Annotated in this window: 21 protein-coding genes and 1 tRNA gene; 7 read left to right on the top strand and 15 right to left on the bottom strand. The window is 51.3% G+C overall.

Annotated elements, in window-relative coordinates; translation table 11 throughout:
* Nucleotides 1-475 precede the first annotated feature (475 nt).
* A complete protein-coding gene (locus tag ACO064_RS01855) occupies nt 476-646 on the top strand; it encodes a hypothetical protein (protein WP_421825722.1) in 171 nt (56 codons plus the stop codon).
* A gap of 90 nt (nt 647-736) precedes the next feature.
* Here the strand turns inward: ACO064_RS01855 and ACO064_RS01850 are convergent.
* Nucleotides 737-808: transfer RNA gene (locus tag ACO064_RS01850), tRNA-Arg, on the bottom strand.
* Between the two features lie 76 nt (nt 809-884).
* Nucleotides 885-2,153, bottom strand: coding sequence for a GTPase HflX (hflX, locus tag ACO064_RS01845; RefSeq protein WP_421825721.1), 1,269 nt, complete (start codon nt 2,151-2,153; stop codon nt 885-887).
* Nucleotides 2,154-2,587: 434 nt separating this feature from the next.
* Between hflX and ACO064_RS01840 the strand changes: the two genes are divergently transcribed.
* A complete protein-coding gene (locus ACO064_RS01840) occupies nt 2,588-3,973 on the top strand; it encodes an MATE family efflux transporter (protein WP_421825720.1) in 1,386 nt (461 codons plus the stop codon).
* A 57-nt stretch (nt 3,974-4,030) separates the two neighbouring features.
* Here the strand turns inward: ACO064_RS01840 and ACO064_RS01835 are convergent, their stop codons facing one another.
* The 3 genes from ACO064_RS01835 to ACO064_RS01825 form a co-directional block, all read right to left on the bottom strand.
* The gene (locus tag ACO064_RS01835) at nt 4,031-4,282 is read right to left on the bottom strand and encodes a hypothetical protein (protein WP_421825719.1); all 252 of its coding nucleotides are present in this window, start codon (nt 4,280-4,282) and stop codon (nt 4,031-4,033) included.
* A 189-nt stretch (nt 4,283-4,471) separates the two neighbouring features.
* On the bottom strand, nt 4,472-4,813 hold the full coding sequence (locus ACO064_RS01830) for a DUF5615 family PIN-like protein (protein ID WP_421825718.1): 342 nt from the start codon (nt 4,811-4,813) through the stop codon (nt 4,472-4,474).
* A gap of 2 nt (nt 4,814-4,815) precedes the next feature.
* Nucleotides 4,816-5,052: a DUF433 domain-containing protein gene (locus tag ACO064_RS01825; protein ID WP_421825717.1), complete on the bottom strand. Its 237-nt coding sequence runs from the start codon at nt 5,050-5,052 to the stop codon at nt 4,816-4,818.
* Between the two features lie 387 nt (nt 5,053-5,439).
* Here ACO064_RS01825 and ACO064_RS01820 point away from each other — a divergent pair, with 387 nt between their 5' ends.
* Nucleotides 5,440-8,901: a pyruvate carboxylase gene (locus ACO064_RS01820; protein WP_421825716.1), complete on the top strand. Its 3,462-nt coding sequence runs from the start codon at nt 5,440-5,442 to the stop codon at nt 8,899-8,901.
* 299 nt (nt 8,902-9,200) lie between these two features.
* Here the strand turns inward: ACO064_RS01820 and ACO064_RS01815 are convergent, their stop codons facing one another.
* The 3 genes from ACO064_RS01815 to ACO064_RS01805 all read right to left on the bottom strand — a co-directional run bounded on the left by ACO064_RS01815 (nt 9,201) and on the right by ACO064_RS01805 (nt 10,878).
* The gene (locus ACO064_RS01815; protein WP_421825715.1) at nt 9,201-9,491 is read right to left on the bottom strand and encodes a SelT/SelW/SelH family protein; all 291 of its coding nucleotides are present in this window, start codon (nt 9,489-9,491) and stop codon (nt 9,201-9,203) included.
* Nucleotides 9,488-10,225, bottom strand: coding sequence for a sterol desaturase family protein (locus ACO064_RS01810; protein ID WP_421825714.1), 738 nt, complete (start codon nt 10,223-10,225; stop codon nt 9,488-9,490). Before ACO064_RS01810 ends, ACO064_RS01815 begins: the two co-directional genes overlap by 4 nt.
* A gap of 86 nt (nt 10,226-10,311) precedes the next feature.
* The gene (locus ACO064_RS01805) at nt 10,312-10,878 is read right to left on the bottom strand and encodes a Crp/Fnr family transcriptional regulator (protein ID WP_421825713.1); all 567 of its coding nucleotides are present in this window, start codon (nt 10,876-10,878) and stop codon (nt 10,312-10,314) included.
* A gap of 95 nt (nt 10,879-10,973) precedes the next feature.
* Between ACO064_RS01805 and ACO064_RS01800 the strand changes: the two genes are divergently transcribed.
* Both ACO064_RS01800 and ACO064_RS01795 read left to right on the top strand, forming a co-directional pair.
* Complete coding sequence (locus tag ACO064_RS01800) at nt 10,974-11,366, top strand: DUF4870 domain-containing protein (RefSeq protein WP_138994040.1); 393 nt, start codon at nt 10,974-10,976, stop codon at nt 11,364-11,366.
* Nucleotides 11,367-11,477: 111 nt separating this feature from the next.
* Complete coding sequence (locus tag ACO064_RS01795; RefSeq protein WP_421825712.1) at nt 11,478-12,281, top strand: DUF2490 domain-containing protein; 804 nt, start codon at nt 11,478-11,480, stop codon at nt 12,279-12,281.
* A gap of 305 nt (nt 12,282-12,586) precedes the next feature.
* Here ACO064_RS01795 and ACO064_RS01790 read toward each other — a convergent pair whose 3' ends face one another.
* The 7 genes from ACO064_RS01790 to ACO064_RS01760 all read right to left on the bottom strand — a co-directional run bounded on the left by ACO064_RS01790 (nt 12,587) and on the right by ACO064_RS01760 (nt 20,815).
* Entirely contained in the window at nt 12,587-13,174 is a 588-nt protein-coding gene (locus ACO064_RS01790) for a hypothetical protein (protein ID WP_421825711.1), read from the bottom strand.
* A 174-nt stretch (nt 13,175-13,348) separates the two neighbouring features.
* Entirely contained in the window at nt 13,349-13,717 is a 369-nt protein-coding gene (gene secG, locus ACO064_RS01785) for a preprotein translocase subunit SecG (RefSeq protein WP_421825710.1), read from the bottom strand.
* A gap of 56 nt (nt 13,718-13,773) precedes the next feature.
* Nucleotides 13,774-14,643, bottom strand: a complete 870-nt coding sequence (locus ACO064_RS01780) for a hypothetical protein (RefSeq protein WP_421825709.1) — start codon at nt 14,641-14,643, stop codon at nt 13,774-13,776.
* 62 nt (nt 14,644-14,705) lie between these two features.
* Nucleotides 14,706-15,278: an LptE family protein gene (locus tag ACO064_RS01775; RefSeq protein WP_421825708.1), complete on the bottom strand. Its 573-nt coding sequence runs from the start codon at nt 15,276-15,278 to the stop codon at nt 14,706-14,708.
* Entirely contained in the window at nt 15,265-16,566 is a 1,302-nt protein-coding gene (locus ACO064_RS01770; RefSeq protein WP_421825707.1) for a sigma-54 interaction domain-containing protein, read from the bottom strand. Before ACO064_RS01770 ends, ACO064_RS01775 begins: the two co-directional genes overlap by 14 nt.
* A 22-nt stretch (nt 16,567-16,588) precedes the next feature.
* Complete coding sequence (miaB, locus tag ACO064_RS01765; RefSeq protein WP_421825706.1) at nt 16,589-18,013, bottom strand: tRNA (N6-isopentenyl adenosine(37)-C2)-methylthiotransferase MiaB; 1,425 nt, start codon at nt 18,011-18,013, stop codon at nt 16,589-16,591.
* A gap of 231 nt (nt 18,014-18,244) precedes the next feature.
* The gene (locus tag ACO064_RS01760) at nt 18,245-20,815 is read right to left on the bottom strand and encodes an outer membrane protein assembly factor (RefSeq protein ID WP_421825705.1); all 2,571 of its coding nucleotides are present in this window, start codon (nt 20,813-20,815) and stop codon (nt 18,245-18,247) included.
* Between the two features lie 112 nt (nt 20,816-20,927).
* On the opposite strand from ACO064_RS01760, the gene ACO064_RS01755 reads away from it, so the two are divergent.
* A complete protein-coding gene (locus ACO064_RS01755) occupies nt 20,928-21,695 on the top strand; it encodes an RNA methyltransferase (protein WP_421825704.1) in 768 nt (255 codons plus the stop codon).
* Nucleotides 21,696-21,874: 179 nt separating this feature from the next.
* Nucleotides 21,875-25,105 (top strand): ligand-binding sensor domain-containing protein, encoded by a 3,231-nt coding sequence (locus tag ACO064_RS01750; protein ID WP_421825703.1) that lies wholly within the window; start codon nt 21,875-21,877, stop codon nt 25,103-25,105.
* Nucleotides 25,106-25,184 lie beyond the last annotated feature (79 nt).

The raw sequence follows: 25,184 nt of genomic DNA, 5'->3' as shown, positions 1-25,184 counted from the left end.
GGTTGTGATGCAACTCTGTTCGTAGCAGGAAGTAATAGAGCTTACCAGCCTATAGTTCCTGTTATACTCGATAGCAATTCTTCGGTTTATCTCTTTATGGCTTAACGCCACATGCTTAATAGTGACAACCTCAGGTATAACGTTCTGAGATTGTCCATGACTTTTGGTACAGGACTGAATCAGACCGGCCGTAATGACAACAGCAACCACTAGTAGTTTTTTCTTTGCAAGGCCCGTCATGCCGATGGCGCAGCATTAGAAGCCAATTCATTCATGCCTCTTTCGCATTTCTGGCTGTGCGGTTTGGCTACTTAAAAGTACGCAAAAAGTACATCTATAACAAATGTTAAACGGACGTTCAAGATTTGTTATAGAGCGATACGGTAAACGTCCGTACATTTAACTCGCTGATTTATACGTACATTATCCGTAAAATTCGCTATCTTTATTAGCAAACCATATCACTATAACCAGTATGAAAGACAGCCGATTAGATCTGAAAATTAGCAGCAAACTGAAAGCTGAATTTGTGGCCGCGTGTGATGAGCGCGAGATTAGCGTATCCGATGCGGTACGCGATTTAATTGCAAAAAGTGTCAGAAATCACAAGATCACCAGGAGCAAAGGCGTAAATATGGATGTATAAACCCCCGGAATTTGCGTCAACCATATCGTCAACGTGTTGAAAAGAAATAGACTAACTAGTTGATAGTTAGCCTATTAAGTAGGTAAAAAGTGGTCCCACCGGGAATCGAACCCAGATCTAAAGTTTAGGAAACTTCTATTCTATCCGTTGAACTATGAGACCAGAAAAAACCTGGAAGGTTTTTCGAACCTTCCAGGTTTGATTTAGGGTATTATACGCAAAAATGCTTAGAAATCTGTTATTTACCAAAATTACCGGTATCATCAGTCTCCTCGGCCCAGTTGCCCAGCGGCACCTCCAGCCAGTTGGGGTAGATGGCGTAGTGCTTCTCTTTCACCATGGCATACAGCAGGTTACGCAGCTCTTCAATGTTCTCGCGGGTCTCGGCCGAGATGAAAACAACATGCTCCGCTTTTTGCGTTAAATACGTCTTTTTTAAATAATCGAGGGCGGTTTGCTTCCGAATCGCCACCGGCAGATCGTCGTCAAAATCGTCCTCCTGGTGCATCCACTCGTCGCGGGGTTCAAACTGATCTATTTTGTTGAAAACCAGTACCGTTGGCTTCTCGCCCGCCGGACCGCCGACGCCGATTTCCGTCAAAATATCGTTGACGATCCCGATGTGTTCTTCGAACGACGGATGGGAAACATCCACGACATGCAACAAAATATCGGCTTCGCGCACCTCATCGAGTGTCGATTTGAAGGCTTCGACCAGCGTTGTAGGCAATTTGCGGATGAAACCGACGGTGTCCGTCAGCAGAAACGGGATGTTGCCCAGCACGACCTTGCGAACCGTGGAATCGACCGTAGCGAACAGCTTGTTTTCGGCAAACACCTCCACTTTGGCGAGCGTCCGCATCAGCGTCGACTTGCCCACGTTGGTGTAGCCCACCAGCGAAACCCGCACCAGCCGGTCCCGTTCCTTGCGCCGGGTGTAGCTCTGTTTATCAATTTTTTCCAGCTTTTCCTTCAAAAACGCGATCCGATCCTGCACAATCCGGCGGTCGGTTTCGAGTTCCTTTTCACCCGGACCCCGCGTTCCCACCCCGGCTTTCATCCGGCTTAAGTGGGTCCACATCCGGGTCAGACGGGGGTACATGTATTGATACTGAGCGAGTTCAACCTGCAATTTCGACTGGGCGGTTTGCGCCCGCATCGCGAAGATGTCCAGAATCAACAGACTTCGGTCCAGCACCTTGACGTCAGTAAAAGCCGCTTCCAGGTTTCGAACCTGCGAGGGCTTCAAATCATCGTCAAAAATGACCATATCGACCGGGTTGTCAATCACGAACGTGCGAATCTCTTCCAGCTTCCCTTTCCCCACATACGTTCGGGTATCGGGCTGGTCGAGTTTCTGGATAAACGATTTGACGGTAATGACACCCAGCGTCTGGGCCAGAAAGGCCAGTTCGTCCAGGTATTCCTGGGTTTTTTCGGCCGACTGCTTCTGCGTTACCAGGGCCACCAGCACCGCAGTTTCGGGCTGTTTGTGATTTTCAATCATAGAGGAAACTAGTTAGGAAGGTACTGAACGGATCACAGCACCGATTCGACGCATCAATCGCCGATCCCGGGTTCAATAACCTTAAATTACGTGAGAATAAAGAATATAACCGTGGAATACACAAACGGTTTTTAGCGGAAGCGGAAGGGGCCGAAATCGGCAACAATGTTCATGGGCGTACTACCTTTAAGCGGTACAAAGTTACGCTTTTATTCTCAAAAAAATAATACACTTTCCTGAAACTTTCTTTTTTGGCTAAAATCTTTCTGTACATTTGCAGTCTCAAAGCGAAAAGCCCATGAACACCCTCACCCGCTAAGGGTCCCCTCCACGTCTCCTTCAATCGTCCTGTCTGACCGACCGACGATCTGACATTTCCTTATTCAAGCTGTGTATTACCCGGCGATTATGTCGCCTGTTTCCTGTTTTCACTCATGACGAAATTTTTTCGCCTGTTACTAGCCGCTTTGCGCGGTACAGAAAATCACTATACCTCCGGTAGCATCAACCGGGCCATTTTCATGCTGTCGGTTCCGATGGTGCTGGAAATGGTGATGGAGTCCCTTTTTGCGGTCGTCGACGTCTTTTTTGTCGCCAAAATCAGTACGGAAGCCGTCGCCACCGTTGGCCTGACCGAGTCGGTTCTGACCATTGTTTATTCCATCGCCATTGGCTTGAGTACGGCCGCTACGGCCCTGGTGTCCCGGCGCGTCGGCGAGGGCAATGCGCGCGAAGCCGGTAAGTCGGTGGCGCAGGTGATCCTCGTTTCCATCGGAATTGCCCTGATCATCGGCATTCCGGGGGCGGTTTTTGCCGAGGACATTCTGCGGCTGATGGGCGGCAACGAGCAACTCATTGCCAATGGCTCCGGTTTTACACGGCTGATTTTCGCCAGTTCTCCTGCCATTATTCTGCTGTATACCCTGAGTGGGTGTTTGCGGGGCGCGGGGGAAGCTTCCACGGCCATGCGGTCGCTCTGGATTGCCAACGGGCTCAACATGGCACTCTGTCCCATTTTTATCTTTGGCTGGGGGCCGATTCCTGAGATGGGCGTGGTCGGTTCGGCCATTGCCACCACGATCGGCCGCTCGGCGGGGGCGGTTTACCAATTGTATAGTCTGATGCGCAATGGGCGCATCGTTCAGGTTGCGGCCACGGATTTTCGCCCGCATACCGGCATCATCCGCAACCTGCTGGGCATCGCTGCGGGCGGAACGGCGCAGTTTCTGGTGGGTTCGGCGAGCTGGGTTTTCCTGACGCGGATCCTCTCGACGTTCGGGAGTGATGTCGTTGCGGGCTATACGATTGCCATCCGGATCATGATTTTCACGATCATGCCGTCGTGGGGCATGGCGAACGCATCCGCAACACTCGTGGGTCAGAACCTCGGCGCGGGGCAACCTGAGCGGGCCGAAACCTCGGCCTGGCGGGCGGCTTTCTGTAACATGCTGTTTTTGCTGGGGGTCGGTATATTGTTCTACACCGGTGCCAGCGAAATTGTCGGCCTGTTCAACCGCGACCCGAAGGTGGTGGAGATTGCGGTGCAGTGTCTGCGGATTTTCTGTCTGGGTTACGTTTTTTTCGCCTACGGCATGGTCATCAGCCAGGCATTGAACGGAGCCGGGGACACCCGAACGCCAACGCTCATCAACGTGGTCTGTTTCTGGGTGATCGAAATACCACTGGCGTATCTGCTGGCGAATACGTTTGACTGGGGGCCGGAGGGCGTGTTCTGGTCGGTAGCCTTCAGTGAATCGTTGCTGGCGGTGATTGCGGTTTTGGTTTTCCGGCGGGGACGCTGGAAATTGGTGAAGGTGTAACAGGATTCGGTCGGCGGTTTTTGCTGAAAACCGCCGACCGGCCTTCACTTTATTCCATTAGGTACTTAAAATCTGCAAATACGCCAGTTTCAATTCCTGTAGATTCGCAGCCATGGGCGCACCGTCGAACGCTTCCAGCGGCAAATCGGTCCGTTTTCCTTCCCGATCGATTAAAAACGCCGAAGTCATTTGAAAACCAGCAGTATACAATTGATTGACGAGTTCCATTTGATGGTCGATCTCCACTGAGTAGAGCTTAACCGTGAACTTCTCGCCGTGCGACGACAACAGGGAGATGTAAAGCCACATGAAAGTAAGGGTAGGATGGTATCACTAAACCCTGACAAATTTGAAGCCACGGCGGTCGGTAAACGGAAATAGTGAGTGAGTGGTTTTTGAAGAATTTGAACGCTATCGACTTAGTAAAGTCATCACGAAAAAGATTATTGTCTCTCCTCAGTTTTTGGTTGTTTCTAATGAAATAAAGGCATCGAGAAATCATTCTATGGCTTCTAACCGATCTCGGTGGACTAATACAAGTTTATGTGTTTCGCTCAGTTGGCAGGTTTCGTGCCAAACCAAATGCATAGTCTGGTAAAAATCACGCATTCTCATATTGCCAAACCTGATGTGAATAACTTTTGGAGGAGGAGTTTTTAGTAAAATTCTGTCGTAAAAATCGCGGTCTTTGGTGACGATTGTGAGTTGATTCTTTTCTGCATAATGCCAAATGTCGCTATCGATCCACATTGGATCAATATCTTTAACATATAGATAGTCATCGGAATCCCAAAGAGCGAAATGGTCAGGTAAATTGGCGTCAATCAGGTATTTATGCATACTTAGGCGGCAAGCCGTCGGACAGTAAGATTGTGATTGACCATATTGAGTGTAAATTCAATACAGGCATCAATATCTTCGGATTCAAGAATTGAATAGTTAGCAAGAATTTCTTCTTTTGTGTCGCCAGCTAGCAAAAACTCAAGAACCGTAGCAACAGTAATGCCCATACCACGAATCGTTGGTTTTCCGTTGCAAAGCTTTTCGTCAGTGGTAATCCGGTCTGATAAATAAGTCATAAATGATATAAGTTTTATTTATTGAACCTACATTTATTCATATAGATTAAGACGATTCTATGTAAAAATACATGTTTTTAGGGTAGAATGTACGCCTATGATGTACACTTTAATCTATATTTTAGGCGTATGTCTATGGATACGTACGATAAATCTTTATCGGGAGTACATGAAAATAAATAGCCATTGCCTAAGGGCAAGTAACTTGTCTCTTAGTCAGCTTTCTGTTCGGCTACCAAGAGTAAAAAACAAAAATCTGTATTATTTTGCGAAAAACCAGTCTTTTCCAATGAACCTTCGGTAAAACCTGATTTTTACAAACTTTTCCCTAAACTTGCTGCATTGTTCACCAGTTTCGAAACCCCATCCTGCATTTTTTTGGGACCCATGAAAGATTATATTCGCCCGATTAATCGCCTGCTCGTCGCCAACCGGGGCGAAATCGCCATCCGCATCATGCGGGCCGCTACCGAGTTAGGAATTACTACTGTCGCCGTTTACACCTACGAAGACCGGTATTCACTTCACCGTTACAAAGCCGATGAAGCCTACCAGATTGGTCGCGACGACGAACCGCTGAAACCCTATCTGGACATTGAAGGCATCATCAAGCTGGCGAAACACAAAAAAATCGATGCCATTCATCCGGGCTATGGCTTTTTGTCGGAGAACGTGACGCTGGCGCGCCGGTGTCGGGAAGAAGGCATTATTTTCGTGGGGCCGACGCCGGAAGCCATGGAAGCGCTGGGCGATAAAGTCCGGGCCAAAAACCTGGCAACCAAAGCCGATGTGCCGATGATTCCCGACAGCCGGATCGATATATCAGACTTCTCTGTCGCGATTTCCGAAGCCAAACGAATCGGTTTTCCGGTGATGATCAAAGCCGTTGCCGGTGGGGGAGGACGTGGCATGCGCGTAGTTCGGGAAGAAAGTGAATTTGAAAAGTCCTTCAACGAAGCCCGCAACGAAGCGAAGAATGCGTTTGGGGATGACACCATTTTTCTGGAAAAATTCGTCATCGACCCCAAGCATATCGAAGTGCAGTTGCTGGGCGATACGCACGGAAATATTGTCCACCTCTACGAACGGGATTGCTCGGTACAACGTCGTTTTCAGAAGGTTGTCGAAGTGGCACCCTCGTTTGGACTGAAACAGCAAACGAAAAATAAACTGTATGAATATGCCCTGAAAATCGGGCGTCAGGCCAATTATTCCAATGCCGGTACGGTGGAATTTCTGGTCGACAAACAGGAAAATATCTACTTCATCGAAGTCAATCCGCGGATTCAGGTCGAGCACACCATCACGGAAGAAGTAACCGGGATTGACCTGGTCCGGACACAGATTCTGATTGCGATGGGGTATAAATTGTCGGACAACGGCATTTACATCAACCACCAGGACGAGATTCCGCTGAACGGTTACGCCATCCAGTGCCGGATTACCACAGAAGACCCCGCCAATGGATTCCGTCCCGACTTCGGCACCATCATTGCCTACCGCAACGCGGCCGGTTTTGGGATTCGGCTCGACGAAGGTAGTTCGTATCCCGGCGTGAAAATTTCGCCGTATTTCGATTCGATGATTGTGAAGGTTTCGGCCCGAGGCCGAACGCTCCGGGGAGCTACCCAGCGGTTGAAACGGGCGTTGGTCGAATTTCGGATTCGCGGGGTAAAAACCAACATTCCGTTCCTGCTGAATGTAATCGATCACCCCATTTTCCAGGCGGGTGACGCCCGGGTTTCGTTCATCGAAAACCACCCCGAACTGTTCGATCTCCGCAAACCGAAAGACCGCTCGACGCGTGCGCTGAATTACCTGGCAGATGTGATCGTCAATGGGAATCCGGAAGTGAAAGTGAAACCGGGATCGAAAGGGCCTACCCAAAAATTTCGAACACCCATTATTCCGATTTTCGACCGGTTTGGCGACTATCCGAAAGGAAACAAAGACCGCCTGACAGAACTCGGACGCGATAAGTTCGTGGAATGGGTGCGCGATCAGAAACCGGTTTTGTATACCGACACCACCTTCCGCGACGGTCACCAGTCGCTGCTCGCAACGCGGGTGCGGACGAAGGATCTGCTGAATGTGGCCGAAGGTTTCGCCAAAAACCACCCGGAATTGTTCTCGATGGAAGTCTGGGGGGGCGCAACGTTCGACGTAGCCATGCGGTTTTTGCACGAAAATCCGTGGACGCGGTTGAAGAAGTTCCGCGAGGCCATGCCGAACATGCTCCTGCAAATGCTGTTTCGCGGTTCCAATGCCGTCGGATATTCCGCTTATCCGGACAATCTGATTGAGAAATTTGTGGAAAAATCGTGGGAATCCGGCATCGACGTTTTCCGGATTTTTGATTCCCTGAACTGGGTCGAAGCCATGAAAGTGAGCATCCGGGCCGTTCGCGAACGCACCGACGCGTTGGCCGAAGCCGCGATTTGCTACACCGGCGACATGCTGGCGCCCGATCAGCAAAAATACACCTTACAGTATTATCTCGATATGGCCCGCCAGTTGGAAGACGAAGGGGCGCATTTGCTGGCCATCAAGGACATGGCCGGTTTGCTGAAACCGCTGGCGGCCGAGGTGCTGGTGCGGGAACTGAAGCAGGCCGTCAACATTCCCGTTCACCTGCACACGCACGACACCTCGTCGATTCAGGCGGCAACGTATCTGAAAGCGGTCGATGCCGGGGTCGATATTGTGGATTGTGCGCTGGGTGCTTTATCGGGTCTGACGTCGCAGCCCAATTTCAATTCGGTGGTGGCGATGTTGCAGGGACACGAGCGCGAAAGTGCAATTAACCTTAATTCGCTGAATGCCTATTCCAACTACTGGGAAGATGTTCGGGAATGGTATTATCCGTTTGAGTCGGGCATGAAGGCTGGCAGTGCGGAGGTGTATCAGAACGAAATACCGGGTGGGCAATACTCGAACCTGAAACCGCAGTCGATTGCGTTGGGTCTGGGCGACAAGTTCGAAACGCTGAAGAAGAACTACGTGGTTGTCAACAAGATGTTCGGGGATATTGTCAAGGTGACACCGTCATCGAAAGTGGTGGGCGACATGGCGCTGTTCATGACATCCAACAACCTGACGGCGGAGGATGTCATGAAGAAAGGCGCATCGCTCTCCTTCCCCGAATCGGTCAAAGGCTTCTTCAAAGGCGAACTGGGTCAGCCCTACGGCGGTTTTCCGTCGGAAATTCAGGAGATCGTCCTGAAAGGTGAAGAACCGCTGACCGGTCGCCCGAATGAAAAACTGAGCCCCATTAATTTTGAGGAAGACTTCAAGAAGTTTGAAGAGAAGTTTCCGATGAACGAGGGCTTTCTGGATTACCTCTCGTACCAGATGTATCCGAAAGTCTACGAAGAATACTACAAGGCCGTTCAGCAACACGGTGACGTCAGCATCATTCCAACCCCGGCGTTTTTGTACGGTTTGAAGGAGAACGAGGAAATCCTGATCGAGATCGATGAGGGTAAAAACATTCTCGTGCGGCTGCTGTATGTGTCGGAACCCGACGAACACGGTAACCGGATGGTGACGTTTGAGCTCAACGGCCAGAGCCGCCAGGTTCAGGTGCGCGACCGGTCGCAGAAGGTCGAGTTTGAGGCCAATGCCAAAGTCAGCAAGGACGGCGACGTGGGTTCTCCGTTGCAGGGTCGTCTGACCAAAATTCTGGTCAAACCGGGTGATGTCATCACCAAAAACCAGCCGTTGTTCGTCATCGAAGCCATGAAAATGGAAAGCATAGTGGCCGCGCCGAAAGCCGGAACCGTCAAACAGGTGATCCTGAAAGAGGGAACCGTGGTGGTGCAGGACGACTGGGTTGTGGAATTGGCGTAACAGGAGAATTAAAAACAATCCCGTCGGGATGATTCATTTTGTAGCAAACGCGTCCGCAGAAATCCAAACAATCCTGTAGGGTTGCCCAGCCGAATTGTTACAAAATGCACCATCCCTACGGGATTCATATTTCCTGTAAACGAACACGGTTTCTACAAGATGAACCATCCCTACGGGATTCATCCGCCATATAAGTGGACATGGTTCCGCAAAAGCCTCTTTAGGGGGTTGGGGGCGAAAAGCGGATCGATATTTCTAAGTTTAACGATCCTAATTTCCAGAACTTAACAGCCCAGCCTTCAGGGAGTTGGGGGTAATTTATCCGAATGACCAAGCGATTTTTCCGGATTGACCACATCCCGGATCATCTGCTTCAACTCCTTGATCTCCGGAAACCGTCCCGCTTCCTTCCGGTCAAAGATTTTCTTGCCGTCAATCTGAACTGAAAACCGCCCGCTGATTTCCGACGGGTGGAGCAGCACGCCGTGAACATCTTCGGTGAAGGTGGTTAAAATTTCCTGCGCCATCCAGGCCGAACGCATCAGCCAGCCACATTTCGGGCAGTATTCGAGGGTAATAACGGGTTTCATTCTGTTTTCTGGGTTGGATTTTTGTGAACATCCCGAAAGCGCAACATGTCGCTCAACTGCTGTTCTTTGTCGTTGTCAAAACCACACGTTGAGTTGAACTCCTTCGGATTCTGATAGGTTCCAAACAGCATGTCCCACCAGACAATATCGCCGTAATTGTTGGTGTGTTTATTGTACTCGTGGTGAATTCGGTGCATTTCGGGGCGCTGAAAAATATAACCGATCCAGCGGGGTGTCTTTACGTTGGTGTGGTAAAAAAACTCACCCAGGGCCGTGCAAAGCGTGTAAATTGCACCAGCTTCGGGATTCAAGCCCAGTATTGTATACACCAGCAGACTGCCAATCACCGAGTTAACTGTCATTTCCAAAGGGTGTTTGTAAAACGAGGTGATGACTTCGATCCGTTGCGGACTGTGGTGAATCTGATGGAAGTGCGTCCAGAGAAAGTCGATGGTGTGCCGCCAGCGGTGCCACCAGTAAAACACGAAGGTAGCGATGAAATAGGCGATGATGCCACCCCAAACCGGATTGACATGGTCGGACAACGCAAAAACCGAATGGCTCGACAACCACTGTTCCCACGTAAAACCCGCCAGCAGAACCACCAGCAACTGAATGAAATTAACCGCCAGAACGCGGATGGTCCAGGTCGGAACCGGCGGTAGTTTCCAGCCGGGGATAAAGCGTTCGAGCAGAAAGCAGAAAGCGAAGGTGACAAAAATAACCGGTAGCATGGCCGTAACAGGGTTTGGTGAACAGCCAAAGTAACCCATTGCCAGTCCGTGAAAAATTGACAAATATCAAGTTCGGTATAAGGTATTCAGACTATATTGGCCCGTAACCGGCTTACGGTTTCTGGTGACAAACCCAGGTGAGAGGCAATGTGTTTCAACGAAACCCGCCGAAATATATCCGGAAAATCAGCGAGCAACTGCGTGTACCGTTCCCGGGCCGACAGCATCCGGAGGTTCTGCGCCCGTCGTTCGCTCAGCAGATAATACCGTTCAGTCAGCAAGCGACCCACTTTGTTAAATTCGGGAAAGGCGTCGTACAAACGCTGGAGCTGGTCGTACGTTATGGACCATAACACGCTGTCTTCCAGCAGTTCGATGTATTCCTGAGCGGGTTGTCGGGAATAAAAGCTAACGATTGAGATAATGAAATCCGATTCCTTCATAAACCAGGAGGTTACTTCCCGGTCGTCTTTCAGGTAATACCCGCGGGCGACCCCTTTCTCGATGAAGAAAATCCGTTCGCTAACCTGTCCGGGTTGCAGCAGCCAGTGACGCCGGGGCAGTTCGTGCCGCCGGAGCGTTTGCCGCAAAGCGTTTTCCAACGGTTCGGAGATGGATTGCAGTTGCCGGACAACGCTCAGTAAAGTTTCCATTTCGGTAGATGGACCTGACAGAAGGGATTTTTAAACAAAGATTGCAAAAATCATTTCTTTCCTCGTACTTGGTTGTTGTTAAATCACTTACGATCATGGAAAACCAACCCTACAACAACCCGTTGCCTCCGTCATCGGTGACACCCCTCAGCCCTTCCGACGAGCGCCTGTGGGGAATGCTGGCCCACCTCAGTGCTTTAGCCGGTTTTATCATCCCCTTTGGCAATGTCATTGGCCCCGTGGTGGTTTGGCAGATTCAGAAAGACAAATCGGCGTTCGTCGATTATCACGGCAAAGAAGCCGTGAATTTTCAGATTACGATGACGATTGCATTTTGCATTGCCCTGCTGCTGATCATTGTCGTTATTGGCCTTCCCATTCTGATTGTGCTGGGCATCCTGAGTCTCGTTTTCTCGGTGATTGCCGGGGTGAAAGCCAATAATGGCGAGTATTACAAGTATCCGTTCACCTTTCGCTTTATTAACTGACCATTCGGTCGCCGACGGTTTTTTTCGGGTAACGGGTTTCGTATTTTTGCTGGGAATTACGACACCAAGTCACCTTCAATGAGCTCTACGTATTCTGGCCCGCCAACCGCGGTGAATAAATTTGTGCCTTTATCCAACGGTTTGCCCGACCACGGTTTTCTGAAAATGGCCCGGCGATTGGCGGGATTGTGCTTATTTCTCTTTTCATATGTCGCCCAGGCACAGCCGAAACCACAACCGTTGGGCACCTGGTTTATCGGCACCGTTCAACTGCCCGCCCGTGAACGGGGCTGGGGCGGTTTTGTTGAAGGGCAGGTGCGGTCGAATACCTTGTTCGATCAGGTCAATTACTACGAAGTAAAAGGAGGAATCAGCTACGATTTAGGCCCGGCTTTTTCGGCCATGATAGCAACGGGCCGGTATCATACCTACAATTTCCGGGATTTGGCCGACGGCCCGCAGCTTCTTGAAACCCGCCTGTGGGAACAGATTACGATGAGCCAGAATGTGGAGCGGTTGAAGTTCGAACACCGTTACCGGGTCGAGCAGCGTTGGTTTGGCGAATCGACGCCGGAGAACGTGGCGATTCAGGGCCGGTTCCGCAACCGGGTTCGTTACCGGATGAACCTCATGATTCCGCTGAATGCCATGACCATCCAACCCAAAACCGTGTTTGTATCGATTTACGACGAACTGTTCCTGAACTTCAAGGCCCCCCATCTGGAACGCAACCGGGTTTATGCCGGATTGGGTTATCAGATCGACCGCAACTGGATCGTTCAGGCGGGCTGGGTCAACCAATACGACCAGGCCCCGGTCAACATTGGCGATAAAAATAACGTGGTGCTATCGGTTATGTACCGTCTCCACCGCAAAAACGGCGAGCGGGTGCGACTGCCGACGCAAGTTGACTGACGGTTTACGGTTTTCAGTATTCAGTTTACGGTGGCTGACGCTATGCTTTCTTACTCTTGCGTCAGCCACCGTAAACCGTAAACTGAATACTGAAAACCGTAACAAGCTGTTTGAGTTAACCGGGGAGAGCCCTGGAAGGGCGTTCTGTCAATAGTCAATAAGATCCATCAGCTCGTGGTAGCTCCGGAGGAGCGGCCTGAAGATGTTTTTAGACCGCTCCTCCGGAGCTACCACGAGCTGATGGATCTTATTGACTATTGACAGAACAGGCCTCTGGCCTTAATTCAAACAACTTCTAAACCAATTCAAAACCACGGTCGGCGGACTTTGAAGGATCTTTTCATGCCGCGAATGAGCAGGAAAGCACCGAGGACGCCAAAGATGATGGCCAGGATGGTGATGTTCAGAACGGCAAAGACGATGGCGACCCCAATCACCGGAATCGACGCCTTGAGCTGCCACGGAATGCGTTGCCACCAGTTGAGTTTCTTCCGGGGTTTCAGACCCAGAATTTCCCGCAGCGTTTTCTTCTTGCCGGTTTTAGGCCGGGGTTGCGGTAAGGCATTCGTTTCGAATGTCTTCACTCCCTGATTGACCAGCGTCGAGGTGGTTTGCCGGGCGTGGTGCTGAACCGACCGGGTGGGCGGAACTACGGCCGACGATGCGTGAAATTCCGGCAACGTAGCTTCGGATTCTTCGGGAGCCTTTGCCACTCGGGGCCATTCGATGGCCTGAACGACAACTGAATCGGTTTCGGCGATCACCGGTTTGGGGATGCCGGACGAGCGAAACGACTCGACGGGAATGGGCTGGTATCGTGCGTAGGGACGATGACAGGAAGCGGTAACGAAACAGAAAAGGGCGGCAATCGGCGCAAAGGCACTATTTCTCATCAGGCTGGACGAAGATTCAGGATGCAAAACCTGCCTTTACAACGAAACCGATCCGCGGGTTTATACTTCCTGAACCAGAAAATATGATCAAAAAAAGACCTGTACGGCTGATTAATCCCTACAGGTCTGAAAGTCAATGTCTTAGATTTTCTGAAATTTTCCGGGCAGAGCGGATTATTTCGGTGCTGTTCCGCTTTGGGGTGCCGTGGCTGGAGCCGCTTGTTGCTGGGCAGGTGTTTGCAAACCGGCTCCCGGAACGGTTTTCGTGGCCGCAGCGTCGACGTTGGCGCTGTTGATGGTGGAACCAATGGGGTTCCGATCGATCACGATGTAGGTAGAAAGTGTCAATACCATGATGGCAATGCCGAGTCCCCAGGTAATCTGTTCCAGCAAATCGGTGGTTTTTTTAACGCCCATCAACTGGTTGGAGCCAAGGCCGCCAAATTCGCCGGACAAACCGCCCCCTTTTGAATTTTGAATGAGTACAACTAAGATCAGAAGTACAGTACAGATACAAATTAATACAATGATTGCCGTTAGCATTTCGATTTGCCCTTGCGGTTATTTAAGTAAGCGTATTGTTAAGTAAAAGGAGTCTTTTATTGATCTTTTGGCTTCTTCAGGGCCTCAATTTTCTCCGCAAAATAAACCTTTTTTTCCGGATTTTTCAACATAAGTTTCACGTAAATGTCAATCGCACGCTCCGACTTCCCCTGTCGGGCCAGAATCTGGGCAAAGGCTTCGGTAATGGGAGCACCCGAGTTGGCTGGCATCCGGCGGGTCAGGTCTTCCTGGTCGGCCTGCTCGCTGGTGTGCATCCGCGGACGTTGGATCATGGGTTCCCGTTTGATGAAATCCTCGATAATGAGGAGTTGACGGTGTCGCTCGGGGTCCGGCACCGAATCCGGTTTCGGTTCTTCGACGGTCGCTTCCTGCTGTTCCAGTGTTGTTTGAAGAACTTTCTCCGCAATAATCACCTCGTCAATCATCGGTAGAACTACTTCCATGGTCTCAGGGGGGCTATCGATCCCGTCCGCCGGGCTTTCAACCACCGGGAGCTCGCCCACTGATTTGGCAAAATCAAAAATGGGATTGGCGAAAAACGTATGGGTTTGCTCCGCTTTTCGTTTGAACAGTTCGTAGCTTTCTTTCGTGTAATCGTCGGGAATGGGCACCTGCTTGAGCGATAACTCATTCAGGCGGCTCAACAGGTTTTCGGACCACTGAAATTCATTCTCGATCAGTTTTCGCAGTGCATTGCGGCTCAGGGCGTGGGCGGCAGCCTGCCGGACATACTCGATGGCGTGACTTTTCTGGTGTACGGAGGTTGCCTTGGCCGCCAGCAAATACAGCGACTGACAATAGGGATAAGCGGCAATGGCTTCCTTTAATTGTTGTAAATCAGTGGGTAACAGTTCTTCGGGGTGGGTTACCCAGAAGGAAAAGGTTTCTTTGTCCAATTTGTTCATTGGATGGAAGGGTAGGGAGGTGGTGTCGCTTTGGTCAAATTTAACACAATGAAACCGGGTTTCTACCAGTCTGCGGCTGTTTTATTGAAAATATCCAACACCAACTGATCCTGAATCTTGGGAACCAGCCGGCTTTCACTCTGGGTGAGCGTCTGGTTGGCCGGAAAATCCTGGTAAAATGAAAAAGGCTGGTCAAAATTCTTCGTTTCGTCTTTCGAATTGGAAAACCGTACCTGAACGGTGACCTGCAAACGGTTCTGAGCCGCCTGGTCCGAAGCCGTTGCGGCCACGGGCAAAACGTCGTAGCCGGTAATGGAACCTTCCAGCACAATGTCGCCGTTGGAGGGCACCACTTTCATGTTGGTATACCGCTGGTAATATTCTTTCAGCTTTTCCGTAAACTGCAACGTCAGGTTGGCCGGGCCACCAGCCGCCGAAGTCGTGAACGTGTTGATGGTGATGGTCTTGATATTCGGGTCCAGCGTCGTGCCGGTAAACGAATACTTTCCGCAGGAAAGAGTGAAGAGTGAAGAGTGAAGAATGAAGAGTAAACTCAAAATTCTGGTGAAATAACTCATAACCGCCGGGCGGCCCCGTCTTAACTCATAATTCTTAACTCCTTTAGTCTTCTTCATCGATTTGATATTGTTTAATCTTCCGGTATAACGTCCGCTCGGAAATGCCGAGTGCCTGGGCTGCGTACTTTCTTTTGTTGTTATTCCGGCGTAAGGCTTTGACAATCATTTCCTTCTCCTTCTTCTCCAGCGAGAGCGAATCGTCTTCTTCGGTTTCGTGGGTGATGTCTTCCACCGTCACATCACTGTTGGCATCCGTCTCTTCATATTCGTCCACATCGATCAGATTGGCGGGCGGCAGCAGGCGGGGTAAGGCTGGCTCCGGTTCCGGCATTAGCTCGCCCGACTGGAGCGTGTCGAACAAATCCTTGTGGTTATTCAGGATTTCGTGGCCGTTCTTTTCGTTTTTCAATACATCGAGCACCAGCCGTTTCAGCTCGTTCATATCCCGGCGCATGTCGAACAATACTTTGTACAACAGTTCGCGCTCGGAGAAATTGTTTTCCGAGTGGCCACCCGGCAGCACCATCGGCGACTGGGACGACTGTGACGAAACTGGCGGCAGATACTTCGCCAGGGTTTCGGCTTCGATGACTTTATTGTTTTCCGATTCGAGAATGGAAATTTGCTCGGCAAGGTTCTTAAGCTGGCGAATATTCCCCGGAAACGGGTAGCGCAGCAGCACCTGCTTGGCGGCTTCCGACAACTGAATCGGTTTGATGCGGTAGCGTTCGGCAAAATCCGTCGTAAATTTCCGGAACAGCAGCTCAATATCGTCACCCCGTTCGCGCAGGGGCGGCACGAAAATCGGAACGGTATTCAATCGGTAATACAAATCCTCCCGAAACTTGCCCTGCTCAACGGCCGCCAGCAGGTTGACATTGGTGGCCGCCACCACCCGCACATCGGTTTTTTGCACTTTCGACGAGCCCACGCGAATGAATTCCCCGTTTTCGAGCACCCGCAAAAGCCGGGCCTGCGTACCCATTGGCATCTCGCCAATTTCGTCCAGGAAAATGGTGCCGCCGTTGGTGGTTTCAAAATAGCCTTTCCGCTGATCGACAGCCCCCGTAAACGAGCCTTTCTCGTGGCCGAACAGTTCCGAATCAATCGTCCCCTCGGGAATGGCCCCGCAGTTGATGGCAATAAACTGGCCGTGTTTGCGGCTGCTGAGACTGTGGATGATCTTCGAAAAAGACTCTTTCCCGCTGCCGCTTTCGCCCGTGATCAGTACGGTCAAATCGGTGGCTGCGACCTGAATCCCCACGTTGATGGCGTAGTTCAGGGCCGGTGCGTTGCCAATAATACCGAACCGCAGCTTAACCGACTGGATTTCTTTTAGATTCATACGAGCTGAAAAAGGGAAACTCTTAAACCGTAACGCCCCGCAGCGTGGCCGCCGTGCAATCCGTTACCAACACGTTGACATACTGGCCTTTCTGATAATCTCCTTTCGGAAAAACTACCATTTTGTTGTGGTCATTGCGTCCGCAGAGAAAATCGTCGGAGCGTTTGGAAAATCCTTCGATCAGCACGCGCTGAACATGACCAATGTGCCGCTGGTTGCGTTCGAGCGACAGCTCCCGCTGCAGGGCGATGATCTCGTTCAACCGGCGGAGTTTGATGTCATACGGCACGTCATCGGCATATTTTTTAGCTGCCGGGGTGCCGGGGCGTTCCGAGTAGGCAAACATGTAGCCGTAGTCATACCGGACGTATTCCAGCAACGACAGCGTATCCTGGTGTTCTTCTTCCGTTTCGGAGCAAAAACCGGAAATCATATCGTGGGAAATCCCGCAATCTTCGCCCAGAATGGCCCGGATCCGGTCAATCTTCTGCATATACCAGGCGCGGTCGTAGGTCCGGTTCATCAGCTTGAGAATCCGGTCGTTACCACTTTGTGCGGGCAAGTGAATGTATTTGCAGATGTTATCGTATTTCGCCATCGTGTACAGCACCTCGTCGGTGATGTCCTTCGGGTGCGAGGTCGAAAACCGGATGCGAAGGTCGGCATCGACCAGGGCCACGCGTTCGAGCAGTTGGGCAAAGTTTACTTTTTCCAAACCGTCTTCCGATGTCCATTTGTAACTGTCGACATTCTGCCCCAGCAAGGTAACTTCTTTGTAGCCAGCCGCAGCCAGGTCGCGGGCTTCCCGAACGATGGAGTGTGCATCGCGGCTCCGTTCACGGCCCCGGGTGTAGGGCACCACGCAGAAGCTGCACATGTTGTCGCACCCCCGCATGATGGAGATAAACGCCGTTACACCGTTGGAATTCAGGCGGATGGGAGAAATGTCGGCGTAGGTTTCCTCCCGCGACAGGAAAACGTTGACGGCTTTCTGGCCCGACTCGGCTTCTTCCACCAGCTTCGGAATGTCGCGGTAGGCGTCTGGCCCGGCCACGATGTCCACCATTTTTTCTTCTTCCAGCAACTTGGCTTTCAGCCGTTCGGCCATGCAGCCCAACATGCCGACCAGCAATTCCGGTTTCCGTTTTTTCAGGATGTTCAATTGCTTGAGCCGGTTGCGGACTTTCTGTTCGGCATTGTCGCGGATGGCGCAGGTATTCAGGAAGATCACATCGGCGTCGTCGGCGGAAGCCGTGGTGGCAAAACCCGCATTCCGCATCACCGAAGCGACGATTTCACTGTCTGAAAAATTCATCTGGCAACCGTAGCTTTCGATGTACAGCCGTTTCTTGCCCACCGCCAGTTCTTCCTCCAGCACCCGTGGTTCGTCCGCGCCCGTTTTATCCGCTTCCGTCAGTATGGCTAATGTCTCCGTAATGCGTTCCATAATTTGTATTGTCATCGACTGGAAATCCCGTTCCCTGTTTTAGCATTTCCAAAACACGTTACGGGATTAACCGAAAACTCCTGAAATTGAGTTTCAAAGTTACGAAGATTTTGGGGAACTGTGACAGTTTGTCAGGTACGGACTTTAGTGGAATTACCCTTAAATCACCTGAAGGAGACTTTTTGCAGCCAGACATTCTGTGTCCGAGTTCCCTTCAGGTGATTTAGGGGCTTAAAATGGATAGCCAATCCCGAAGTTGATAACGAGCGGGTTGGGGCCTTTGAACATTTTGTCGAACCGGAATTTGGGGAGGAAATACCGCTCGTCGATGAATTCGCCCGGCCGTTTTCCCTCCACAACATAGCCATTTCGGTCGGGGTCGTAAATGAAATACCGGGCGGGATCGTACACTTTAATGGCCCCATCCAGCCGGATGATGAAGAAGGAAAAGTCGATTCGCAGGCCAACGCCGGTTCCCACCGCAATTTGCTGAACGAAATTTCGGGACAGGTATTCACTGGGAGATTTTCGCACCTGGAAGTTTTCGCCCAATCGACTGCCATTATCACGCAGCGTCCAGACATTCCCGGCATCGATAAAAACCGCCCCGTTGATATCACCGCCCAAATGAAACAAATGCGTCCGTAATTCCGCCGAGGCTTCGATCAGAATATCACCCGGTTGCTCAAAATCGTAGCGAAACTGGCCGGGCCTTTTGGGATTAAATTCAGGCACCAAAATATCGGTATCGGAAGTGTAGGGAATTGAAGAACCTAAACCGAGTCGGCGGGGGAGCCAGGCACGGATGCTGTTGCTCCCCCCGGCAAAAAAGAGTTTCTCGTATGGCGCGGTTTTGTTCGCTCCATAACCAAACACAAGGCCAGTATTGAACCGAAAAGCCATCGTCGTTTTGGGGCGCAAGGGGATGTAGTGCCGGAAATCGACATTGCCCCGCAAATACTTATAATACTGCAAACCGGATGTGGCCGTGGTATTAAAAAAGCTTTCAAGTTGCTGATTACTGAAAAAGTTTAAGGTTGTGCCTCCTGATTCAAACGACAAGCGAAGGAAATTGGCACGACGGTTTTGTCCCAGAATATTCGTGTTGTACGTATACGTAAAACCGATACTGGAAGAAAATGCACTCAAAAAACTTTTTCGAATCGTACTTCCCAGTGAGTCCTGGGTGTTTAAATAATTCAGGAAAGCAAGCCCATCTTCTCCCGGCTTTATCGTCGCTTTTAAATAATTGATCTCGGCAACCGTAAAATTGTATTGGTGGGTATTGTTTTTCAGCCAGTTATAAGACAATGCGGTCCTTAAAAGCCGTCGCCCGTAATCAGGGCGGCTGGTATAATTATAGCCGAGGCTAACTTGTGTGCGGGGATTGAGCTGGCTAAAGATGAACCGGGCTTTTCCCGGAAAAAGGATATGCGGGAAAATCAGGGAAGTGTTTACGCCCAATTCCTGGGCAAAACCAATTCCACTGCTGTTTAATGAGAAACCGGTCTGTGCTTCAAAACCGTATCGCAATGCCGTCTCGAAGGTCCCTAACCCACCAAAAATATTATGAACCCGGAACGAAGCTGTTCCAAAAGGACCCGGATAGCCCTGGCCCTGATACAAAACAAAAACCCCGCCTTCGCTGCTCAGTTCGTATTTGTCGATAGGTACCAAGTTAAACCGCGTGCGTAACCGCCGGTTGGTTGTGTCTGTGAAACTGATGTTGGCAAACCGGAACTGGTTCAGCAAAAACAACTGCCGCTGGGATTCCTGGTAGTTTTTGAGACGGTACAAACTGTCGGGGCGCAGGAAAATTCGGCTGTCGAGCAACCGGATCGCGTAGTTCTGTTTCCCCAGCAGAAATTTTAACCCCCGGTACTGAACCGTATCGAGCGACGAGCGGTCTTCGGCCCGCGCCACCCGGACTTCCACTTCGCCGATGGTATAAACCGGATGCTGCGACTGGCCGGGTGGGTTGGCAATCCGCAGCCAGAGGTTCAGGTTGCGGAAGGCCGAATCGGTGCTGAGGGTTCGGGACGAATCGACGTTGAGCGGCAGCGGAATGTATTGCCGCGTGAAGCTGTAATACCCGTTGTTGCGCAGCAGTTCCTCAATCCGGATGCGTTCGTTTTCGATTTTTTCGGCGTTGTAGCGTTCCCCGGATTTCAAAACCGAGCGTTTGAGCGTGGGCCGGACAATGGAATCGACTCGGGGATCGTCAATCTGATACGTAATCTGGTTGAGGTGAAACGCAACGTTTTCGACGATGTTGTAGGTCACCCGCACCCGGCGTCCGAGCGTTTTGTTGCTGTCGACCGAATACGACGCTTTGCCCAGAAAAAAACCGTTGTTGAACAAAAACCGCTGCATTTTCTGCGCGTTTTCTTTGGCCTCCGTTTCAACAAAAAAGGCGGGTGGTTCGCCCAGCGAACGCATTACCCAGTTGCCTTCTTCGGCTCTCCGGCGCAGGCGCGTGAGCTGGCGGTTATAGCGTCGTTCCTGTTTTCGATACGATTTGGTAGAGTCCGGTTTTTCGGTAAACTGGTCATATTCTTTGCGTTTGGCTTCGAGCGCGCGCTGGGCGGCTTCCTGGTCGTAGGTGCGTGATCCCAGGCGGTAGAACCAGAGCGCGGGGGTGATGGGCAACCGCAGAATCCGGCGGTTGGGCTTCTGCGGAATAAGGGCTTCAAAGTCGGAACTGGGCAGGGTTCGGTTTCCCCGAACGGTCTGACTGAAGAGCAGATACTGGTTTTTTTGTAAATTTTCCGAACTTACGCAACCCGTGAGGGAAACACCCAAACCAAGGCAAAAAACTAAAAAATAAACAGTACGAATGGCAAATTGCGGCTTACGGCACAGCAGGCTTTTCCCTAATTCATCATTTGTACCCTTTACTTCGTAATTTCTTCCCATGATTTCCAAATCGCTCAGCAAATATATTCAGTCACTCCATCAGAAAAAATACCGGCAGGAACTGGGGGCTTTTTTGGTCGAGGGTGCCATCAATGTCCTGGAACTGTGTGCGTCGGATTATCAGATTGCAGTATTGCTGGTCACGGAGCCCTTTTACAAAGAAAACGCGCTGCTGCTGGATAAACAACGGGTTCGGCTGGAAATGGTTTCGGCCGACGACCTCAAGCGCGTGGGTTCGCTGGTGGTCAACGACAGTGCGCTGGCCGTAGTCAAAACGAAAGAAAACCGGTTTTTAGTGGCCGATCCCAACGAATTTGTGCTGATTCTGGACGACATCCGCGACCCCGGCAACCTGGGAACCATTCTGCGCATTGCCGACTGGTACGGAATCCGTAAATTGATCTGTTCGCTTTCAACCGCCGATGTCTACAACCCCAAAGTGATTTCGGCCAGCAAAGGTTCTTTCACGCGGGTGGCCTGGTACTACTGCGATTTGAAGACGTATCTGGCCGAACAGGCGCAGGGGCCGGTCTACGGTGCTTTTCTGGATGGTGCTTCGGTTCATTCGCTCGACTTCGGAACGGCGGGGTATCTGGTGATGGGGAACGAAGCGAACGGGATCAGTGCGGAGGTAGCGGAGCTTGTCAGTCAGCGGATTACCATTCCCCGCTTCGGAGAGGCCGAATCGCTGAATGTCGGCATTGCCACGGCCATTATCTGTGATAATCTTCGGCGGGTGGAAACCGGTCGGGAGGGCATAAAATAAAAGTAGCCCTGTTCAACGCAAGGCTACTTTTACTGCTTTCTTAACCTAAACTAAATGTACATATTGTTTACAAAAATACGACCAAAGAGTTGCACGACATTTAACCCAATATGGGGGATTTATTAAAACAGGATAAGGCGTAAATTTGTGAAACTGGGGGATTTTCTCCCCCAAACCCAATGAGAACACTTTTAGGCATCCTATTCCTCTGCGTCAGTTGGGTGAACGCGTTCACCCAGGCGGTTAAAAGTTTGCCGTCGGGAAATTCCTTCGAATCGCGGGGGCCGGTAATGCATTTTCTGGATCAGATTTCGGTCGATAATGGCCTGTCCCAGAGCGAGGTATATTGTGTCCTGAAAGACAGCCGCGGTTTCGTCTGGTTCGGGACACAGGATGGGTTAAACCGTTACGACGGTTATCAGATCACCCACTACAAGCACAATCCGTTCGATAGCAGCTCGGTTTCACACGACCAGATCATGTCGTTGTATGAAGACGCCCGCGGAAAAATTTGGGTCGGCACCGTCAACGGCCTAAATCAATACGATCCGGTTACCGGAAAATTCCGGCGGTTTTGGGATTTGCTGGAACCCAAACAACGTCGCTACGGCCTGACGACCATCAACGGCATTACCGCCGACCGCTTCGGAACCCTGTGGCTGGCCACCAGTTGGGGGCTCAAACGGATGGTTTTCAAAAATACGACGCAATACGAGGTCGTTCAGTACACCATCGAAAGCGAGGAAGACCGGCGCGCCCAGATGGTCAACGCCCTGCTGGCCGACCGAAATGGCGTGTTGTGGGTGGGCACAGCGAGCGGTCTGGCGCAGTTGCCCATCAGTCCGCCAAACCAGAAGACCTCCCGACCCTTGCCCGTTAAACTCGTGGCTTGTACGTCCGGACTGCTGTATCAACTCCCGGATGCCTGGGTGAAAACCTTGTCACTGGATGATTTTGGGACCATCTGGGTGGGCACGCCCGCTGGGGTTGCGCGGATTAATCCGGCTTTGAAGCAATCGGAAATTTACCCGGAAATTGGCGAACGAATGGGCGATAGCCCCATCACCTCGATTCACATCGACCGCTACAACGTGCTGTGGATCGGTACGCCCCAGCACGGAATCTACCGCTTTAAAATCGCCAGCGATCAGCACATTCGCTACATCAACAGCATTCAGGAGGATTTATTTGGCAAGAAAGGACTGAAAACCGGCGCCATCAATGTCATTTACGAAGGCCCGGCACCGCTGGAAGACATTGTCTGGATCGGCACGCACGACGCGGGTGTGCAGCTCTACAGCCGGTCTAAAAACAGCTTTCGGCAGTGGCCCACGATCACCAACCGGCAGCAGTCGTCGGCGGCCGGGCTGGTGTTTGCCGTCACGACGGATCATGCCGGGAAACTCTGGATCGGAACACACGAAGGGCTGATTCAGGTGGATCGGCTGACATCGGCCGTTCAGCGGTTTCGGGCCAATCCGGCCGATCCGTATGGCCTCGGCAGCGATCGGATTCAGTGTTTGCACGAAGACCGCCGGGAAAATTTGTGGGTTGGCACCACGGAAGGACTGTATCGGTATGACCGGCAGAAAAACCGGTTCGAGCGTCGTTTGGCGGGAATGGGAAAGGAGATGAGTTCGCGGAGCAGCGAAAAAGGCGACGGGGTTCTGAGTCTGTATGAAGATAGAAAGGGCAATCTCTGGGTGGGCGGTTATTCGAGTTTACGGCGGATCAATGCGAAAACCGGGCAGGTGACGACATATCGCCATGATCCGAAAGACCCCAACAGTTTGCGGGCATTGATCGTCTACGCGGTTCATGAAGACCGGAATGGAATGATTTGGGTGGGAACGGGATTCGGGCTGAACAAACTGAATCCGTCAACCGGAAAAATCACCCATTATGCAAACAACCCCAAAGACCCCAACAGCCTGATTGGTGAACAGGTGCTGGGGTTCCTGCGCGACAGCAAAGACCGGTTCTGGATTTGCAGCAACAAAGGGTTCAGTAAAATGGTGTACGGCGAGAAGGGCGAGGAGAAGTTCATTCACTATACCGAACGCAACGGACTTCCGAATGAACTGGTCTATGGAGCGCTGGAAGACGCCCGCGGGCGCATCTGGATGAGTACGAACCTGGGGCTGTCGTGTTTCGATCCGCAGAAAGAGGAATTTGAAAATTACGACATCAACGACGGCCTGACCATCAACGAGTTCAACATGAACGCCTACCACCAGGCCGCCGACGGTGAGCTGTTTTTTGGCGGTATTGGCTCTTTGGTCAGTTTTCTGCCGACGCGCATGGTGAAAAACCGGCACTTGCCCCGCACGGTGCTGACCTCGTTTCAGAAGTTTGAAAAACCGGTGAATGTCGATAGTGTGCTGGCCAGGAACGGCAGGATCGAGATCCGGCCGGGCGAGAATTTCTTTTCGTTTTCGTTTGCTGCGCTGGATTATACCAACTCGCACAAAAACCAGTATGCGTATATGCTGGAAGGTTTCCACGACGGCTGGATTGAAAGCGGGGTGCGCCGGTACGTGAGTTTTACGAATCTGAAACACGGCGATTATGTACTGAAAGTGCGGGGGTCCAACAGCGATGGTGTCTGGAGCGATGCCAATATGCTGCGAATTCCGATCACGGTTTTGCCGCCTTTCTGGCAAACGTGGTGGTTTCTGGCGATTCTCGTCACCGTAATCGGCGGAGCGGTCTGGCTGGTGTACAATTATCGGGTGAAAGTAAAAGTAAAACACCTGCTGGAACTGGAACGGGTGACGCTGGCAGAGAACGAGCGCGTGCGGAAAATGGCCGCTCAGGATCTGCACGATGAGTTTGGCAACACGATCACCCGGATTTCGATGCTGACTGAGATTATCAAGAGCAAACTGAACGGCCACGGCGCGGAGATTTCGCCCCTGCTGACCAAAATCAGCGACAACAGCAACCGGTTGTATCAGGGCACCAAGGATTTCATCTGGGCGATCAACCCCGAACACGACAATTTTCTGGAAATTGCCATCCGGTTGAAAGATTTCGGCGATGACGTCTTCGACCGGAGCCAGATCACGTTCGAAGCCCTGGGCATCACCGACGATCTGCGGAAGGCCATTCTGCCGGTTGGCACGAGCCGCCACCTGATTTTTCTGTTTAAGGAAGCCATGAGCAACACCCTCAAACATTCCCACGCCACGGTTTCGCAGATTCACTTTGCGATGCTGAACCGACGGATCGAAGTGCTGTGGAAAGACAACGGCATCGGGATTCAGGAAAATAACAAGGCCAAAACCGGCAACGGATTGTATAACATCCGCAGCCGGGCCGAAAAAATTGGCGGAAAAGTAGATATTCAGTCCGAAATGATGGAAGGAACCACGGTTATCTTCCGAATGGACATCCCGCACATTGGGTGAAAGCCCGATCCCCGCTTCATCGACTTCCTTTCGTAAAGACAATTGCCCCGTTGGTGTAATAACGGTGGATCATGCCCTA

Source organism: Larkinella sp., from assembly GCF_965227735.1.
GTDB lineage: Bacteria > Bacteroidota > Bacteroidia > Cytophagales > Spirosomataceae > Larkinella.
Note: the sequence above shows the minus strand (reverse complement) of the source record. Positions and strands in the feature narration are given on the sequence as shown.

Excerpts from the sequence above, each read along its gene's own strand:
- ACO064_RS01855 (WP_421825722.1), top strand. The coding sequence starts at position 476 with ATGAAAGACAGCCGATTAGATCTGAAAATTAGCAGCAAACTGAAAGCT.
- hflX (WP_421825721.1), bottom strand. The coding sequence starts at position 2,153 with ATGATTGAAAATCACAAACAGCCCGAAACTGCGGTGCTGGTGGCCCTG.
- ACO064_RS01840 (WP_421825720.1), top strand. The coding sequence starts at position 2,588 with ATGACGAAATTTTTTCGCCTGTTACTAGCCGCTTTGCGCGGTACAGAA.
- ACO064_RS01835 (WP_421825719.1), bottom strand. The coding sequence starts at position 4,282 with ATGTGGCTTTACATCTCCCTGTTGTCGTCGCACGGCGAGAAGTTCACG.
- ACO064_RS01830 (WP_421825718.1), bottom strand. The coding sequence starts at position 4,813 with ATGCATAAATACCTGATTGACGCCAATTTACCTGACCATTTCGCTCTT.
- ACO064_RS01825 (WP_421825717.1), bottom strand. The coding sequence starts at position 5,052 with ATGACTTATTTATCAGACCGGATTACCACTGACGAAAAGCTTTGCAAC.
- ACO064_RS01820 (WP_421825716.1), top strand. The coding sequence starts at position 5,440 with ATGAAAGATTATATTCGCCCGATTAATCGCCTGCTCGTCGCCAACCGG.
- ACO064_RS01815 (WP_421825715.1), bottom strand. The coding sequence starts at position 9,491 with ATGAAACCCGTTATTACCCTCGAATACTGCCCGAAATGTGGCTGGCTG.
- ACO064_RS01810 (WP_421825714.1), bottom strand. The coding sequence starts at position 10,225 with ATGCTACCGGTTATTTTTGTCACCTTCGCTTTCTGCTTTCTGCTCGAA.
- ACO064_RS01805 (WP_421825713.1), bottom strand. The coding sequence starts at position 10,878 with ATGGAAACTTTACTGAGCGTTGTCCGGCAACTGCAATCCATCTCCGAA.
- ACO064_RS01800 (WP_138994040.1), top strand. The coding sequence starts at position 10,974 with ATGGAAAACCAACCCTACAACAACCCGTTGCCTCCGTCATCGGTGACA.
- ACO064_RS01790 (WP_421825711.1), bottom strand. The coding sequence starts at position 13,174 with ATGAGAAATAGTGCCTTTGCGCCGATTGCCGCCCTTTTCTGTTTCGTT.
- secG (WP_421825710.1), bottom strand. The coding sequence starts at position 13,717 with ATGCTAACGGCAATCATTGTATTAATTTGTATCTGTACTGTACTTCTG.
- ACO064_RS01780 (WP_421825709.1), bottom strand. The coding sequence starts at position 14,643 with ATGAACAAATTGGACAAAGAAACCTTTTCCTTCTGGGTAACCCACCCC.
- ACO064_RS01775 (WP_421825708.1), bottom strand. The coding sequence starts at position 15,278 with ATGAAGAAGACTAAAGGAGTTAAGAATTATGAGTTAAGACGGGGCCGC.
- ACO064_RS01770 (WP_421825707.1), bottom strand. The coding sequence starts at position 16,566 with ATGAATCTAAAAGAAATCCAGTCGGTTAAGCTGCGGTTCGGTATTATT.
- miaB (WP_421825706.1), bottom strand. The coding sequence starts at position 18,013 with ATGGAACGCATTACGGAGACATTAGCCATACTGACGGAAGCGGATAAA.
- ACO064_RS01755 (WP_421825704.1), top strand. The coding sequence starts at position 20,928 with ATGATTTCCAAATCGCTCAGCAAATATATTCAGTCACTCCATCAGAAA.
- ACO064_RS01750 (WP_421825703.1), top strand. The coding sequence starts at position 21,875 with ATGAGAACACTTTTAGGCATCCTATTCCTCTGCGTCAGTTGGGTGAAC.